The organism is Massilia sp. S19_KUP03_FR1 (assembly GCF_036688685.1).
Lineage (GTDB): Bacteria > Pseudomonadota > Gammaproteobacteria > Burkholderiales > Burkholderiaceae_D > JALYUM01.
This window is the reverse complement of the sequence record NZ_JAQQPS010000013.1, coordinates 80,232-95,903: the sequence shown is the minus strand read 5'-3', so window position 1 is coordinate 95,903 and position 15,672 is coordinate 80,232. Positions and strand designations below refer to the sequence as shown.

Below are 15,672 nucleotides of genomic sequence, written 5' to 3'. Positions count from 1 at the left end.
CACGCCGGCGGATCGACCGTTTCACTCACCTCATTCATTATCCCGTTTTACCTCGACATCAGGCTTCGCCATGCAGCTCGCCAGTTCAGATTCCGTTTCCACATCTACGGCGTCGTCTGACGCTCCAGTTGCAGACTACCGCGAACCGGCTGATCGGATTGCCGATCCAGCCCCCCCAGCCGTTCCCTATACTTTTACCGATGACTTGCCGGTTGCCGCCGACCACTTGCCGCGCCTGCCAATTCACGTGCACGCCAAAGGCTTGTCGCTGGGTATCCTGGCCACTGTCGCCCTCGTATTTGCCCTGCAGTGGGCCGAAAAATTCCTGGTGCCGCTGTTGCTCGGCATTTTTATCGCCTACACCCTCAATCCCCTGGTCAGTTTCCTTGAGCGCTGGCGCATCAAGCGTGTCATCGGCACGACGCTGGTCACGGTCGCGATTGTGGCGGGTATGGCCGTGACTGCCCAGCGCCTGCAGGGGGAGTTTTTCTCGATTCTCGAGGAGTTACCCGCGCTGACGCACAAGATCACCAAACTCATCACCGACAACACCGATGGCAGTCCGTCGACCATCCAGCAGATCCAGAAAGCCGCCGCCGAAGTCGAGCAGGCCACGACCAATGCGACCTCTGGCGGCGGCGCCGAAAGGCGCCTGGTGGCGCGCCGCCCGATCATCACGCCTGCCAGCAGCAATTTCAAAATCATGGACTGGCTGCTGGCCGGCTCGGTCGGGCTGGCGACCTTTTTGTCGCAGGCCACGATGGTCATCTTTCTGGTTTTTTTCCTGCTCCTGTCGGGCAATACCTTCAAGCGCAAGCTGGTCAAGCTGACCCCGTCGCTGAAGCGCAAAAAAGTCACGGTGCACATCCTGGAAGACATCAATACGTCGATCCAGAAGTACATGTTCATGCTGCTCGTGACAAATACCTTGCTGGCGCTGCTGATGTGGGTGGCGTTGCGCGCGATCGGCCTGGAAAATGCCGGCGCCTGGGCCATTTTTTCTGGTCTGGCCCACGTTATGCCGTATTTCGGGCCCTTGCTGATCACGGCGGCAACCGGCACGGTCGCGTTTTTGCAATTCGAATCGCTGCGCATGGTGCTTCTGGTGGCCGGCATGTCGATGGCCGTGGCGACGCTGGTCGGCATGGTGGTGACCACCTGGATGACCGGCAAATTCGCGAAAATGAATCCTGCCGCCGTGTTTGTCAGCCTGTTGTTCTGGGGCTGGCTGTGGGGTATGTGGGGTTTGTTGCTGGGCGTGCCGGTGGTGGTGGTGCTGAAGGTGGTGGCCGAGCGGATCGAAGGGATGGAAGTGGTGGCTGAACTGCTGGGTGAGTAATGTTTGCCAGTGGCAAACATTACGGACACCCTAGCGGATGCGCGTCACCTTGGCCGCACTGATATCGGCATCCTGCTTGCCGCGCAAGCTGCCAAGCTGCAGCGCATATTGGCGGGCAAACTCCGCGCCCAGGAAAAAGATCTGCGCCGAATAATTCACCCATAACAGCAGGGCAACCATCGAGCCGGCCGCGCCATAGCTGCTGGCCACGCCGCTGTTGCCGATGTACAGGCCGATCGCAAACTTCCCCAAGGCAAACAAGGCCGCCGTCCCCAGCGCGCCGATGGTCACATCGTGCCACGACAGCTGCACGCGCGGCAGCAATTTGTAGATCACGCCGAACATGACGGTGATGACCAGGAAGCCCATGCCGGATGCGATCCATCCCAGCAGCACCGTGGCTTGCTGCCAGATACCGTTGAAATAATTTTCCAGCACCGCCATGACGGCGCTGACGACCAGCGACACCATCAGCATGAAGCCCAGCACCAGGATCAACCCGAACGACAGCAGGCGCGTGCGTACCGTGTCGAACCAGCTGGCGTCTTTCGGCGCCGGCATGCCCCAGATTTCGTCGAGGCTGTCCTTGAGTTCGGAAAAAGCGCTGGTCGCGCCGACGATGAGCAGCACGGCGGCCACGACGGTGGCCCAGATGCCGCCTTCCTTGTTGCGCGCGCCAGCCAGGATCGCCTGGATGGCTTCGGCGCCTTGCTGCCCGACGAGGCCGCGCAATTCGCTCAGCAACTGGCCTTGCGCGGCGTCTTCGCCATAAAAAAAGCCGGCAATGGCAATCACCAGCACCAGGATCGGCGCCAGTGAAAACAGCGTGTAAAACGCGAGAGCGGCGGCTTTGCTGCTGGCGCGGTGTGCGAGCCATTCGGTCGCCGATGTTTTAAGTACCTGGATGATGTTGCTGCGCGGGATGCCGGGTGTCGCCTGTGTAACCATTTTCTTCCTTTAAATGCATAAACGCGCCAGGCGGCGCGTTTATGGAGCTCGACTTGCCACCTCACAGCGGCAAGTAAATCGCGCGATTAGCGTACGCGTTTTTCGATGGTGATTTGCTCGACTTCAACGCGGCGGTTAGGCGCCAGGCAAGCGATCAGGTCAGCACGTTTTTTGTCGTTGCACTGCACGACAGGATTCGATTCGCCTTTGCCGACTGCTTTCAGGCGGCTGCCGTCGATACCCTTGGCAACCAGGTACTCACGCACGGCAACAGCACGACGCTCCGACAGGGCCAGGTTGTACTTGTCCGAACCGAGACGGTCGGTGTAGCCGGTGACGTCGATGTCGGTGATGCTCATGTCGGCTTGCAGCGCTGCAGCGATTTCGTCCAGCTTCGGCTGTGGCGCACGCAGCACCGCTTTGTCGAATTCGAACAGTTCCGTCGCCGACATCGTCACTTTTTCGAAACGTGCTGGCGGTGGTGGTGGCGGTGGTGGCATTGGTGCCGGTGGCGCTTCCACCACGGCCACTGGGGTTGGCGCTGGTGCAACGGCGGCCACTGGTGGCGAGTTGAAGGCGTAGTTGAAGCCAACCGTCAGGTATTTATTGTTCGAACGCTTGAAGCCGAAGTCCTCGTCGTTACGCAGGTGACCTTGCACCGTGCGGTAATCGGCTTGCATCGACCAGCGGTCGGACAGGCCAAGCTGGAAACCCAGGCCGGCGGTGACGTAAGGCGAGGTGCCCGACGCGCGACGCAGGGGAGTCGACATTTTGTCGTTTTCGATGCCGACACCGACCAGCAGGAATGGACGGAAGTTCGAGCGCGAGAACATCAGCAAGCCATCCACGCCCAGCGTGGTTTGCTTGTAGCTGTTGCCATTGCTATCGGACTTGACGTGGGTCGCGCCGACCTGAACGTCGAACAGCGGCGAAAGTGGCTTACCGAATTTCAAACCGCCGCCGACGTCATGGCCATCCACGCCGAAAGCGCTGTCGGCTTTCATGCCCACGACGCTAGGCTGGATATACCAGGACGGATTGATTTCTTGCGCCAGCGTGGCGCCTGACGCGCACAGCATGGCAACAGCCACGGCGATTTTCTTCGTATTGTTCACTTGTTACTCCCAGAGGTTAATAGATTTTCGTAATTGATAACATCGCATGCATTCGACAGTGATGTTGGAATGAAGAATACAAGCGAAGGTTCCTGCTGGTCGGTGCGCTAGCGCACCTAGAAAGTTTCTGTATGGTTTTTACAACTAAATGAGGCAAAAAAAAGCCGCCGGAATCATCCGGCGGCCCGCGCATGGTGACTGCGGAACTTATTTTGCCGGCGCTGGTGCGCTTGCATCCGGCACCACGACGACGGTATCGCCTTGCTTGCCGGTGGCGCCCATATCGCCTTTTTCTCCGGCTGGGCCGGCAGGACCTGGCACGGCGACTGGCACCGGCACTTCAATGGTTTTTTCGACCACCACTGGCGCCGGCGTTTCAGCCGGTGTGGTGACGGTGGTGGTCTTTTCGGTCTTGGTGCAAGCGCTCAGGGCGGCGACAGCCAGCAAGGCAGCGATGACGGTAGTTTTCATGTGGACTCCTCTTGGTGTTTGGATAGTTGGCCCCGCCATGTTGCGGCGGGCCGGCGAACAACTGCACCTTAAACCATCGTCAATACTTTCTCTGTACGTTGCTGCACATAACTGTTTTGAACGTGGGACAAAGCCTTGAGTTGTTCTTGAGTGTGGGTTGGCGCACAGAACGAATACCTTGAGACAGGCAATCTAGCGTCAAGTTAAGGGGAACTGCGAGGTGTTGACAGCGTCAAACACTTTCAGCGGTCCCAGCGACACCGTCATTCTCTTTCCAGGAGTAATTCAAATGCAAGCCACGACCCACTTTAACGCTGTGCAAACCGAACTGACAGGGCACTCCTCGAACAAATCCACGCTGATTGAACGCATTGCGCCGCAACCTGCAGAGCGCGCGCCGATTTCGATGGCACCGATCGAGCGCGTGCGCTCCACGTCGGCCACCCAGCGCCGCATTGAAAATATGCAAAAGCTGATCGGTGAATTGTCGACCCACGAAATGCTGGCCGACGAGATAGCCTGGTTCCTCAAGTTCTCGCCATCCGGCGCACGCAAGTACATCCGCGACCTGCGCGAAGCAGGCGTGATCGAACTGGCGCGCTACATCGAAGGTACCGCCACCTACCTGGGCAAGGCTGTGTACCAGATTTCGCCCGATCCGGACCGTGTCAAAGCTTTCCTGGCCGCCATTTGCCAGCCAAAACGCGAAGGTGCAGCGCCGCGCAAGGAACGTCCGGGGCTGCGCGAGCAAAGCATGGCAGGCACCGGCCGTCACTTCCACATCCTGGCCGATGACACGCACTACGCCATCCGCGTCAATCGCAGCCCGGTGGCGCGTGACCCACTGGTCGCCGCCTTGTTCGGCCCGGCGCCAGGACAGCCGCAAGTCAAATAAGGCCTTACCGGCGCGGTCCGCGCCAGGTACCGTCAGCCGCTGCGCCCTCGCAGCGGCTTTTTGCATTTCGGGGGCGTGGTGCGCGCGCCAAGCATTGAAAAGACGGCAACTGCTCCCATTTGCATGCCAAGCAGCATGATCTAACCCGCTCAATCAACTTATCCAGGAGTCCCCATGCTACCAAGCGCCGCATCGCTGGAAGGCAAAGCAGTCCCGCAAGTCACGTTCAAGGCCCGTCCCGACGACTGCTGGCGCGACATCACCAGCGACGCGCTGTTCAAGGGCCGCACCGTGGTGCTGTTTTCGCTACCCGGCGCCTACACGCCCACCTGCTCGTCGACCCATTTGCCTGGTTACAACGAACTGGCGCCCGTGTTCAGGCAAAACCAGGTCGACGACATCATCTGCATGTCGGTCAACGACGCCTTCGTGATGAACGAGTGGAAGGCGGGTCAGGAAGCGGACAACATCACGGTAATTCCAGATGGCAACGGCGAATTCACCAGGGGCATGGGGCTGCTGGTCGACAAAAGTGACCTGGGTTTTGGCATGCGCTCGTGGCGCTATTCGATGCTGGTCAAGGATGGCATTATTGCCAAGGTGTTCATCGAGCCGGACCAGGAGGGCGATCCGTTCGAAGTATCGGATGCCGATACCATGCTGGCCTACATCAACCCGCAAGCGAAGAAGCCGGAACCAGTGGTGATGTTTTCCAAGCCCGGCTGCCCGCATTGCGCGCGCGCCAAGGCGCTGCTGAACGACCGGGGCATTGCCTTCACCGATATCTCGCAAGATAAAAAAATCAATACCAGTGTGCTGCTGGCGCTGTCCGGGCAAATGACGTGGCCGCAAGTGTTCCAGGGCGGACGCCTGATCGGCAATGCCGACGCGCTGGAAGCCCATTTCGGCAACGCTGCCGCGTAAGCGTATGGAAGCCTGGATCCTCGCTGGCCTGGCCCTGGCGGGCGCGGCATGGTGGGCGCTGCCTCGCTGGCGCTTGCGCCGGGCCCTGTCGAGGCCGCTCCCGGCGTCCGCGCTGGACGTGCTGGAACAAAATGTGGCCCAGTATCGGGGAATGGATCCCGCGCTGCAGACCCAGTTGCAGGCGCTGGTGCGCCAGTTCCTGCACCAGAAAACCTTCGTCGGCTGCGCCGGCTTGCTGATCACCGAGGAAATGCGCGTGACGATCGCCGGCCAGGCTTGCCTGCTGCTGCTGAACCGCTATACCCGCGTGTATCCGGGCCTGGACACGATCCTGGTCTACCCCGACGCATTCACCGCGCCACGCAAGGAAGTCGATGCGGCCGGCGTGGTGCACGACGCGCCGCGCGGTTTACTGGGGGAATCCTGGGGCGACGGCCGGGTTCTGCTGTCGTGGCAGCACGTGCGCCGTGGCGGCCACGTCGAACCCGGTGCGCAAAATGTCGTCCTGCATGAGTTCGCGCATCAACTCGACAGTGAATCGGGCAGCAACAACGGTGCGCCTTACCTGGGCAGCGTGGAAAGCTACCGCAGCTGGTCGCAGGTGCTGTCGCATGATTTCGACGCCTTGCGCCACGACGCCATGTTTGGCGGCGTCGAGGGCGACGTGCTCGACCATTATGGCGCGACCAGCCCGGCCGAATTTTTTGCCGTGGCAACCGAGAGTTTTTTCGAGCATCCGTGGGCGCTGGCGGCGCGCCACGCGGCGCTGTATGGCGAGTTCCTGAAGTATTACCGGGTCGATCCGCGCGCCTGGGCGCCCGAACCGGCGCGCACGCCCGAGGCGCATTCGCACGGGCACTGGCAGTGAGCCTCAGTGTGCGGTCTCGTACAGAAGACACGATACACCCGGCGCATGATCGTGATAACCAACCGGAAGGAATCCATATGTCGACCATCATTGCAGGGCATTTCCAGCTTCAGGACGAAATAGAACAGGCAAGACGTGCCTTGGTCGACGCGGGGTTTACGCCTGACCGTATCAGCGCCTTTTATTTGACCGAGGCGGGCCAGCACAATGAAAGCCCGATCGGCGGCGACCACATCACCTCACCCGGTGCCAAGGAAACCCCGGAAGGACTGGCCCAGGGGGCGGTGGCCGGTGGCGCGGTCGGGCTTGCGGTCGGCGCGGCCACCGCGCCGGTTACCGGCCCGGTCGGTGCCATCGTGGGCGGACTGGTTGGCGCGCACGTCGGTTCGCTGTTCAGCTTTTCAAAAATGAAGGACCGCGGCGAGCATGAGACAGGCGACGTGGGCGCCGAGAATATGCGCGAACCGCGTCAGGCCGGCATGCTCATTGCCGTCGCTTTCGACGATCGGACAGGCGAAGCGCGCGCGGTGGACATCCTGCGTGGCCTTGGCGCACACCAGATCGAGCGCGCCAACGGGAATATCGTGGCCGGCGACTGGGCCGACTTCGATCCGACCAGCATGCCCGATGTGATTCGTTAATGCTCCAGCAGTACCGGCAAGTGCATGTGCGCCAGCACGGTGCGGGTCACGCCGCCCAGGAAGGTTTCGCGCAGCCGCGAATGGGAGTAGGCCCCCATCACCATCAGGTCGGCGGCGCTGTCGTCTGCCAGTGACAGCAGCGCTTCACCGACGACATTGCGGTTGAAGCGGCCGCTGCCACCGAGCGTGTGATGTTGCAGCGTCGCACGCACGCCATGGCGCGCCAGCCAGGGCAAGGGGTCGGCCATTTGCACGTCGCGCGCCACCCGGCCCGCAGCTTCCGCCTCGCACACCACCAGCTCCACCAGATCCGCATGGCGCACCAAGGGCAGGGCGCTGGCCAGCGCGCGGCCGGCTTCCCGGCTGCCGTCCCACGCCACCAATACACGTTGCGGAAAATACGGCGTGTCACCTGACGCGCGGTATGCCGCCGGCAGCACCAGCACCGGCCGGCCGGCATGCGGCAGCACTTGCACCACCAGTTCGCCCGGTTCTTCCGGCTGGCTCAGCACCAGCAGGTCGGCCACGCGCGCCTGCAACGCAAGGCCGCTGGCCGCTTCATCGTCGACCAGCCTGCCCTCGCAGGCCGGCATGCCGGGCACGCTCAATTGCTGCTCGAATGCCGCCAGGGCAGTACTGGCGCGTTCGCGCAAGAATGCCAGGTGCAGGGCCAGGTACTGGTCGTTGTCCGGCGCGGACGGGCCACGGTACAGCAACCGCGACACGCCGCTCAGCGCGGCCCCGACCAGCACACCGCCTGGTGCAACCAGGCCGGCGGCGCAGCCAACCCGCGCGGCGCAATGGGCATCCACATCAAGGTGGACAAGGACAGTCTGGTAAGCCATGGGGCACCTCGCATCGATTTGTGAACCTTATTATAGGAAGTTGGCGCGGCGCGTCCACACACTGTCCGAGTTGATCATGATCAAACTTCGATTGCGTCTTGTCCGTAGACTCGTGCAGATGGCTTGCGCGCAAGCCATCCACCTGTCGATTTTTCCGGAGAGAAAATGAGCGAACGCAAAGTGGCCCTGGTTAACGATGGAATGAGCGCGCTGGGCAGCGCCGTCTGCCGGCGCCTGCATCGAGAAGGCTTCCAGGTCACGGCCAGCTATCCGCCACACCAGAGCACGCCGGAAGCATGGCTTGCGGCCCAGCGCGACGACGGCTTTTCGTTCTCCGGCATTTGCGCCGACCCAGGCGCCGAGGCCGACTGCGCCGCGCTGGTCGAGAAAATGCTGGTGGCCCGCGACCGCCTCGACGTGCTGGTCAACCTCGCCATGTTGCCGGACCTTGGCGGTGCCAGCCTGCGCGACCTGACGCCGCGCCGCTGGCAGGCGGTCCGGGCGATGCTGGGTGGTGCTTTTCACCTCACCCATCAGGTGCTGCCAGTCATGCAGGCGCGCCAGTGGGGCAGGATCATCCAGATCGCGGCCGGGCCGGCCTGGCCCTTGCCCGGCGCCATTCAGGCGCCCGACCATGCTGCCGCCAACGCGGCGCTGCAAGGCTTTACCCGGGCGCTGGCGCTGGAAGTGGCGCGCCAGGGTGTGACGGTCAACACCATCGTGCCGGGTTGCCTCGCCTGCAACGTCGACGCCAGCGAGGCCAGCAGCCTGGCGCACATCCCGGTGGGGCGGCTCGGTGCGCCCGAGGAGGTGGCGGCGCTGGTGGCTTACCTGGCCTCGGATCTGGCCGGGTTCGTCACGGGCGCACAGCTCGCCATCAATGGCGGCCAGCATATGATGTGACGGTCAGGCCGGCGCTTCGCGGATCACCATCCAGGACGCACCGAACTGGTCGACCACCATGCCGAAGCGCTCGGCAAAAAAACTCGGCGCCAGCGGCATTTCCACCGTGCCGTCCTGCGCGAGCGCCGCAAAAATGCGCTCGGCCTGGGCATTGCTGTCGACCGACAGCGCCAGCGAACAGGCTTGCATGCCGGTCAGGGGCTGGCCGGGCATACCGTCCGACCCCATCAGGACCGAATCGCCGATCGCCATGGCAACATGCATGATTTATCCTGCCATGCCTCCGGCACCATGTCGCAACCGGGCGTGCCGCGAAACGGCATGGGCCGCATCACGATTGGACCCAGGTGTTCCTGATAAAACGCGACGGCTTCCGCAGCGCGTCCACCAAATTGCACGTATGCATCGATTTTCATTTCAGCGCCGCTTGAGGCCACCTCGAACAACAGCGCATTTGACAAATTGAACCAGTCGTCGAGGCCGCTGCGGAATTCGCGGTCGATTTCCGGGGTCATTTAGGTTAGTGACAGGAAGATTGCAACGCATCTGCGAGCATCTTGGGCCCGTTTTCCTCAGGCATGATGCCCGGTTCCCCGTTTAGAACGCCTGCACCCTCGTTCTTTCAAAAAGACGAGCCGTTGCAAGTTGTCGCTGGCAGTTTTGAGGTGTAACGCGAAGGTGGCGCGCACGATGCCCTTGCAGCGCATAAGTATTCCGCCCATGTGGCTTTAGAGGTCGCCTTATGTTGCCAGCAGCGGTCCTCTCTATGGAAACCTCAGGTTTGACATACAGCGGCGCCGCATCCCGCACTTGGTCATTTCCTTTCTCAGCGCCAGAGGTTTTCAGTACGCAGCCTGTCGAACTTGAAGAAGCACATAGATGGCTTTTGTTTACGAGATTGCTCAAGCGAAGAGAGTTGCCTCGGAACATATATTGTCTTCTTGGCGCCACGGCACGCAATCATGCTGCTGCCGCCGTTACCATTGTCGCAGCGTAAGCGATCGCATCTTCGAGACGGTCATTCCCCCAGAACATCTCGTCGCCAACGAAAAACATGGGCGCGCCAAAGATGCCGCGGGCCTGGGCATCGGCTGTGCGCGCACGCAGCGCGGCCTTGCACGCATCCGTTTTAGCTGCCGCGATGAGCTCTGCACTGTCAGCGCCAAGTCCGGCGAGAATCCCGGCCAGCACCGCCTCGTCGCCAATTTCGCGGTCGTCCGCGAAATTGGCCAGCATGACCTGTTCACAGAAACCTTCAAGCCAGGACGTGCCTTCGCCCTGTAGCGCGATGCGCGCGGCAAGCAGCGCATTACGGGGAAATACGGATGGGCGTTGCCAGCGCAAGCCGTATTTCACGCACTGGCGGCGCATGTCACGCCATACGTAATCGCCTTTCAGCGTCTGCAGCACGAATGGCGACGTCTCCCACCCGAGCGACTTGAAGATCGGGCCGAGCATGAACGGCTTCAGCTCGACACGCAGGTTGGCAGCGGCCGCTGCGCGCCGTATCCGCATCATGCTCAGGTAACTATAGTTGCTGCCGAAATCGAACCAGAATTCGATGATGTTCATTTAGCGTGGATCCTGTCAGTCGAAGATGAGGAGGCAACGGATCTCGATACTCTCACGGGGAGGCGTATCGGTCGGCGTGGCCGGATGGGTGAATGCCGCGTGCGGCGTATGGCATGGCATGTCGATGGCCGAGTCGTATTGCTTGAAAAGCAGCACCTCATCGAACTGCATCCCATGGAAATAGGTCCAGGCGTGGGCCGGGTTGTACAGCACTTCGAAGACTTCGCCGGTGCGGTTCGGATAGACAATGTCCGCAGCGACCAGGTCCGCCGGATCGACGGTACGGGTATCGCATACGGCCAGTGGCGCGTCCAGGATCGGCATGCGCGTCGTGCGCCACAAATTGACGATGGCGAAACGGCGGACCCGCTCGATCCCGCGGGTTTCCATTTCCAGTACCAGCCTTCTGCGCGCCGATGTTGCCGTGAAATCGCAATGGACCCGGGTGGCGGTACTCGGACGGTGCCCGTCGCGTGCACCGAATGGTGAATTCACCCCCGACGTGCGCCGGCGCACCAGATGATCGAACACGATGGCCCGGCTTGCGCCACAGACAGATCGGGCCAGCTCTTCCATCTCACGATAATAGACGCCCTGTATCTCTTCGCGTGCCTCAAAAGAGCGCATCGCGCTGGGCGCGTTGCAGAGCTGGTAGCCTTCACGATCGAGCGTAGCCGCATCGGCCCTGGCGCGCCCATCGCGGATCGTCACCGCCATCGGCGCGTAGCAGCCCGTTTCCCGCAGGAGGCCATCCGCCCCGGCGAGCATGTGGGTGACCGGCTTGGGGACGGCACGGTGCAGATATTCGAGTGTCGCGCTGACGGAATCGATACTCGCAGGTGTCAAATGCATGTGCTGCTCCTTGGAGGTGTGGTCTGGACTGGAGTCTTTATTACACAACGTCACTTGACGCATATCAACCGGTTAAAATCACGTCGTCGCATGCCAAACCGGCATGCAAGATGAAACATCCATCCGACCCGGGTATTTGACGTATGCCGAACCGCCTGATCGATTTGCCGCCACTCGACCTGCTGCGCACCTTCGTTGCCGTCGGCCGCCGCATGAGCATCACGCTCGCCGCCCAAGACCTGTGTATCGTGCAGTCCGCAGTCAGCCGCCAGATCCAGGCACTGGAGAACGCACTGGCCTGCCGCCTGTTCGTCCGTTCGTATCGCAGCATCGAATTCACTCCGGAAGGCCGACATTTGTTCCACACGGCCGATCCGATGCTCGGACAGCTGCGCGCCGTGATCGATGCCCTGCGCCCGCCCGTCGATCGACCGTGCATCACGATCACGGCTACCATCGGCGTGACGTCGTTATGGCTGCTGCCCCGCTTGAGCGCGTTCCAGCGAAATGTTCCCGATATTGATGTGCGGGTCGCCGCCACCAATCGCGTCACCGACCTGGAACGCGATGGCATGGATCTCGCCTTGCGCTTTTGCCCGGACACGTCGGCGCCGGCTGGAGCCATCCGCCTGTTCAGCGAGACGCTGGTCCCGGTGGCGCATCCATCGCTGCACGTGACCTCGATCGAGGATGTCGCCCAGTCGCATCGGCATGTGCTGATCGATTATGACGACAGTTCGCGGCCCTGGCTGCAGTGGAAAAGCTGGCTGCGCGATGCCGGCCACAAGTCGGGTCCTTCCAGAAACGCGCGCCTGCTCTTCAACCAATACGACCAGGTAGTCCAGGCGGCGCTTGCGGGACAAGGTGTGGCGCTCGGGCGCTTGGCGCTGATCGGCAATTTGCTTGCCGATGGCCAGCTTGCAATCGCTACCAGCCGGCCGCCGGTGACGACCGATCACGGCTATTGGTTGCTGGAACGGCGCGGCGCCGAGAGTCATGCGTTGTCAGCGGTACGGGACTGGATCCTGGCCGAGGCTGCAACGGTAAGGGCTGCCATGGAATGAGCCGCGCCTGTATTTGCAGATAAGTGTGCAAATAACCGCGACGCGCCGGTAAGCGCGCGCGCAACGCAGCGCAAAAATTTCAGACGGCGATGCCCTGGCCGGCCGGTTCCTTGCTCAACAAATCGATCTTGTTGGGCCGGCCCGCATAGTCTTTTGCGCTTTCTAGCGGCGGTTTGACCGCATTGATGTTCGGCCACAGCGCGGCGTACTCCCTGTTCAACGCAAGAAATATCTGTTCGTCCGGCCCCAATGCATCCTTGGCCTTGATCGCATTGATCGGGCATTCAGGCTCGCACATGCCGCAATCGATACATTCGTCCGGAGTAATTGCGAGGAAATTCTGTCCTTCATAAAAACAATCAACGGGACAGATCGTCACACAGTCCGTGTGCTTGAACATGATGCCGTTTTCAGTAACGACGTAAGCCTTTCTGGTCTCCTCTTCTAATTGGCGGCGACAGCCGGGGCTTCTGCAGGCGTCGTGGCAATCTATATCGGGACCGGGCGACCTGATCGAGAATTTGACTTGCGCGCGCGAGTGGGCCGCGCGGTGCATATTCGAATGCGCCTTGAGGTTGACCGAACGACCAGTGTAGCGCGGCCGCCGCCAGGTGAACAAGCACGACCTCACTGCTTCGGCGGCAAATTGGCTTTGACAGCGGCGAGCTGCACCCGGATGGTGTCCAGGGCCACCAGCGCCAGCAAGCCCGCCACCAGGCCGGCCGCATCGCCGATCAGGGCGATCTTGCGGATTTTTTCTGCGGCCGCGGCCGTCAGTGCGATCACGTGCCGCTGGGGTGCGCCGAGCCCGGCGACGAGCGCGCCGGCGGCATCTGCGTACAGGCCGTCGGCGCGCTGGCGCAGCGTTTGTTCGGCATCGAGCATGACCTTGGCGGCGGCGCGCCGCTGGGCCCGCGCCGGGTTGTCGTCAGGCATGGCGGCAATCGCGGCCGCGTCGTCCTGCAGGCGCGCGTGGAGCTGGTCGGCACAGGCCGAAAGCTGGTCGGCCAGCGCTTCGACTTGCGTCGGGGTGGACAGGCCGTGTTGGTCGGTGCGCATGATGTCTCCCGCGGTTGGCGTCTCAGTTGGCGACCAGGCCTTCGTGGATCTGGCGCAGGTCGCCTGCATAGTTGGCCAGCATCAGCCGGATATCGTCGCGCGTGAGTTGGTGCAGGTTGTCGCGCAGCTTCTGGTGTCCCAGCGCCACCCGGCTCAAGCCTTGCATGGCCAGGTCGTAGCGCTTGTCGAGCAGCTTGAATTCGGCGCTCTTGTTCAGGAAATGCACCCGCGCCAGCACCATCAAGAGCCGCTCGGTATTGCGCGGCGCCATCGGCAGTTCGATCTCGAACAGGCCGAGCACGGTTTTCTTTTCGTTCTCGTAGGTCTTGCTGTACAGGCGGGTGAGGGTGATCATCGCCTCCAGCAGGGTTTGCACGTCGGCGTCGCCCTCACGCACCAGGGTCGCCACGCTGCGGTTCTGGTAGCCGGATGCGGCCAGGCGCGTCAGCAGGCGCGTCACGCCGGTGTAGGCACTGATGTGGCGCTGGGTCAGGCCCGACTCGGTGTTCGCTTGCAGGCCTGTGCCCAGTTCGGCGATGCGGGGGCTGAGGTCGTAACGGGCGTCGCCGGCCAGTGCGCTGAGCGTCTGCATGTACAGCACCACGGCTCTTTGCACGCTGACAAAATCGTTGTAGACCAGCTTGCGTTTGGCATCGTTGGCGCGCGCCTGGCGGTCGGCGCCAGGGGGCAGGTAGGGCTGTTCGCGCTCGTAGGTGTCGCGATAGCGGCGCGCCAGCTCACCGTAGCCGCCCAGGCTGGCAGACGCATCCGCGAAAGCGCGCACTTCAACCAGGCTGACCGGCTGCGTGCTGGCGCAACCAGATAGCAGCAATACCAGATACAGGCAAAAGAACAGGGTACGCGAGCGCATTGGCAGCCTTTCTGGCTACCAGGAAATGGCGCCGGATCAAGCCATTCTGTCGAACAATCCCGGCGCGGCCTGTCTATTTTCTGCTTACCTGACTTTGCTCAAATCGAACTGTGGGTTTTCGATCACACCGAACAGGTTGCCGAAAGGATCGGCCACGGTGCCCGTGCGGATCCCTTCGCCGACGTCCTGCAGCGGCGCTGCGATGGTCGCGCCCAGCGCCACCAGTCGTTCCAGTTCGGCCGCCACGTCCGGCGTGCCCCAGTAGGCCAGGGCGCCGCTGCTGCCCGGTTCGCCGTCGGGGATGAGGCCCAGCTCGAAGCCGCCGACGGCAAAGCCGACGTAATACGGCTCGTCGAAATAGGGCGCGACGCCCAGCACGTGGGTGTACCACTCCGCCCCCGCTTTCAGTTCGGTGACGGGATAGATTACTGTGCGCAAACCGTGAATCATGGCAGTCCCTTGCTGTGTATGGAACCACAAGTCTGCATTGGGGGAGATTGTTTGTAAAGAATTTCTACCAGGGCCGCCAGCCCAGCCCATCAACTGTGTTGCCCAGCGGCGTGTATTCGCAGCCCACCCAGCCGTCGTAGCCGAGCGTGTCCAGGTGTCGGAACAGGAAGGGGAAATTGATTTCGCCGGTGCCCGGTTCATGCCGGCCCGGCACATCGGCCAGCTGGATGTGGCCAATCAGGGGCAGCTGGGCGCGCAAGGTGTCGGCCAGGTTGCCCTCCATGCGCTGCATGTGATAAATGTCGTACTGCATGAACAGATTCGGCGCACCCACTTCGGCGATGATGGCCGCCGCCTGGCGCGTGCCGGTCAGGAAGTAGCCGGGCGCATCGAACCTGTTCAAGGGCTCGATCAGCAGCTTGATGCCGCGCTGCTGACACTGCGCGGCGGCGAAGCGCAGATTGGCGACGCAGGTTTCATGCGCGCGTTCCATGGTGACGGCCGCGTGCAGTTTACCGGCCAGGCAATGCAGTTGCGGCACACCGAGCTCTTCGGCGTAATCGAGCGCCAGGCCCACATTATCCTGGAATTCACCGATGCGGCGCGGGTCGCACGCCATGCCGCGCTCGCCGGCGGCCCAGTCGCCCGGCGGCATATTGTGCAGCACCAGTTGCAGGTCGAAGCGCTCCAGGCGGGCACTGATCTGGTCCGGCTCGAACGCGTACGGAAACAGGAATTCGACCGCGTCGAAGCCGGCGGCGCGCGCGGCGCCGAAGCGTTCGATGAAAGGCAGTTCCGTGAATAGCATGCTGATGTTGGCGGCAAATTTGGGCATGGCGGACGAAGCGTAAAAAG

19 protein-coding genes are annotated in these 15,672 nt (G+C 62.1%); 7 read left to right on the top strand and 12 right to left on the bottom strand.

Annotation, left to right across the window (positions count from 1 at the left end):
* Nucleotides 1-205: 205 nt before the first annotated feature.
* The gene (locus V6M87_RS15720; protein WP_332877585.1) at nt 206-1,339 is read left to right on the top strand and encodes an AI-2E family transporter; all 1,134 of its coding nucleotides are present in this window, start codon (nt 206-208) and stop codon (nt 1,337-1,339) included.
* Nucleotides 1,340-1,369: 30 nt separating this feature from the next.
* On the opposite strand, the gene V6M87_RS15715 is transcribed toward V6M87_RS15720, so the two are convergent.
* From V6M87_RS15715 to V6M87_RS15705, 3 genes are all read right to left on the bottom strand, one after another.
* Nucleotides 1,370-2,287: a YihY/virulence factor BrkB family protein gene (locus tag V6M87_RS15715; protein WP_332877584.1), complete on the bottom strand. Its 918-nt coding sequence runs from the start codon at nt 2,285-2,287 to the stop codon at nt 1,370-1,372.
* A gap of 86 nt (nt 2,288-2,373) precedes the next feature.
* Nucleotides 2,374-3,402, bottom strand: a complete 1,029-nt coding sequence (locus V6M87_RS15710) for an OmpA family protein (RefSeq protein WP_332877583.1) — start codon at nt 3,400-3,402, stop codon at nt 2,374-2,376.
* A gap of 207 nt (nt 3,403-3,609) precedes the next feature.
* Nucleotides 3,610-3,873: a hypothetical protein gene (locus V6M87_RS15705; protein WP_332877582.1), complete on the bottom strand. Its 264-nt coding sequence runs from the start codon at nt 3,871-3,873 to the stop codon at nt 3,610-3,612.
* A gap of 289 nt (nt 3,874-4,162) precedes the next feature.
* Between V6M87_RS15705 and V6M87_RS15700 the strand changes: the two genes are divergently transcribed.
* The 4 genes from V6M87_RS15700 to V6M87_RS15685 all read left to right on the top strand — a co-directional run bounded on the left by V6M87_RS15700 (nt 4,163) and on the right by V6M87_RS15685 (nt 7,201).
* Nucleotides 4,163-4,768: a winged helix-turn-helix domain-containing protein gene (locus tag V6M87_RS15700; RefSeq protein WP_332877581.1), complete on the top strand. Its 606-nt coding sequence runs from the start codon at nt 4,163-4,165 to the stop codon at nt 4,766-4,768.
* 174 nt (nt 4,769-4,942) lie between these two features.
* Complete coding sequence (locus tag V6M87_RS15695; RefSeq protein ID WP_332877580.1) at nt 4,943-5,692, top strand: glutathione peroxidase; 750 nt, start codon at nt 4,943-4,945, stop codon at nt 5,690-5,692.
* A gap of 4 nt (nt 5,693-5,696) precedes the next feature.
* Nucleotides 5,697-6,560, top strand: coding sequence for a zinc-dependent peptidase (locus V6M87_RS15690; RefSeq protein WP_332877579.1), 864 nt, complete (start codon nt 5,697-5,699; stop codon nt 6,558-6,560).
* A 77-nt stretch (nt 6,561-6,637) separates the two neighbouring features.
* Nucleotides 6,638-7,201 (top strand): hypothetical protein, encoded by a 564-nt coding sequence (locus V6M87_RS15685; RefSeq protein WP_332877578.1) that lies wholly within the window; start codon nt 6,638-6,640, stop codon nt 7,199-7,201.
* Here V6M87_RS15685 and V6M87_RS15680 read toward each other — a convergent pair.
* Nucleotides 7,198-8,046: a universal stress protein gene (locus tag V6M87_RS15680; RefSeq protein WP_332877577.1), complete on the bottom strand. Its 849-nt coding sequence runs from the start codon at nt 8,044-8,046 to the stop codon at nt 7,198-7,200. The genes V6M87_RS15685 and V6M87_RS15680 overlap by 4 nt on opposite strands.
* Before the next feature lie 165 nt (nt 8,047-8,211).
* Between V6M87_RS15680 and V6M87_RS15675 the strand changes: the two genes are divergently transcribed.
* The gene (locus tag V6M87_RS15675; RefSeq protein ID WP_332877576.1) at nt 8,212-8,949 is read left to right on the top strand and encodes an SDR family oxidoreductase; all 738 of its coding nucleotides are present in this window, start codon (nt 8,212-8,214) and stop codon (nt 8,947-8,949) included.
* 3 nt (nt 8,950-8,952) lie between these two features.
* On the opposite strand, the gene V6M87_RS15670 is transcribed toward V6M87_RS15675, so the two are convergent.
* The 3 genes from V6M87_RS15670 to V6M87_RS15660 form a co-directional block, all read right to left on the bottom strand.
* Nucleotides 8,953-9,213 carry a VOC family protein gene (locus V6M87_RS15670; protein WP_332877575.1) on the bottom strand — a complete coding sequence of 87 codons (261 nt, stop codon included), beginning with the start codon at nt 9,211-9,213 and terminating at the stop codon, nt 8,953-8,955.
* Between the two features lie 696 nt (nt 9,214-9,909).
* Nucleotides 9,910-10,521 carry a 2-hydroxychromene-2-carboxylate isomerase gene (locus V6M87_RS15665; RefSeq protein WP_332877574.1) on the bottom strand — a complete coding sequence of 204 codons (612 nt, stop codon included), beginning with the start codon at nt 10,519-10,521 and terminating at the stop codon, nt 9,910-9,912.
* A gap of 15 nt (nt 10,522-10,536) precedes the next feature.
* Nucleotides 10,537-11,373, bottom strand: a complete 837-nt coding sequence (locus tag V6M87_RS15660; protein WP_332877573.1) for a CmcJ/NvfI family oxidoreductase — start codon at nt 11,371-11,373, stop codon at nt 10,537-10,539.
* Nucleotides 11,374-11,516: 143 nt separating this feature from the next.
* Here V6M87_RS15660 and V6M87_RS15655 point away from each other — a divergent pair, with 143 nt between their 5' ends.
* Nucleotides 11,517-12,437 carry a LysR substrate-binding domain-containing protein gene (locus tag V6M87_RS15655; protein WP_332877572.1) on the top strand — a complete coding sequence of 307 codons (921 nt, stop codon included), beginning with the start codon at nt 11,517-11,519 and terminating at the stop codon, nt 12,435-12,437.
* Between the two features lie 79 nt (nt 12,438-12,516).
* On the opposite strand, the gene V6M87_RS15650 is transcribed toward V6M87_RS15655, so the two are convergent.
* From V6M87_RS15650 to hyi, 5 genes are all read right to left on the bottom strand, one after another.
* Nucleotides 12,517-12,837 (bottom strand): DUF3470 domain-containing protein, encoded by a 321-nt coding sequence (locus tag V6M87_RS15650; RefSeq protein ID WP_442920602.1) that lies wholly within the window; start codon nt 12,835-12,837, stop codon nt 12,517-12,519.
* Between the two features lie 227 nt (nt 12,838-13,064).
* Nucleotides 13,065-13,496: a hypothetical protein gene (locus V6M87_RS15645; protein WP_332877571.1), complete on the bottom strand. Its 432-nt coding sequence runs from the start codon at nt 13,494-13,496 to the stop codon at nt 13,065-13,067.
* A 22-nt stretch (nt 13,497-13,518) separates the two neighbouring features.
* On the bottom strand, nt 13,519-14,367 hold the full coding sequence (locus V6M87_RS15640) for a hypothetical protein (protein WP_332877570.1): 849 nt from the start codon (nt 14,365-14,367) through the stop codon (nt 13,519-13,521).
* A gap of 84 nt (nt 14,368-14,451) precedes the next feature.
* A complete protein-coding gene (locus tag V6M87_RS15635) occupies nt 14,452-14,805 on the bottom strand; it encodes a VOC family protein (protein WP_332877569.1) in 354 nt (117 codons plus the stop codon).
* A gap of 76 nt (nt 14,806-14,881) precedes the next feature.
* Nucleotides 14,882-15,652, bottom strand: a complete 771-nt coding sequence (gene hyi / locus V6M87_RS15630) for a hydroxypyruvate isomerase (RefSeq protein ID WP_332877568.1) — start codon at nt 15,650-15,652, stop codon at nt 14,882-14,884.
* Nucleotides 15,653-15,672: the final 20 nt, after the last annotated feature.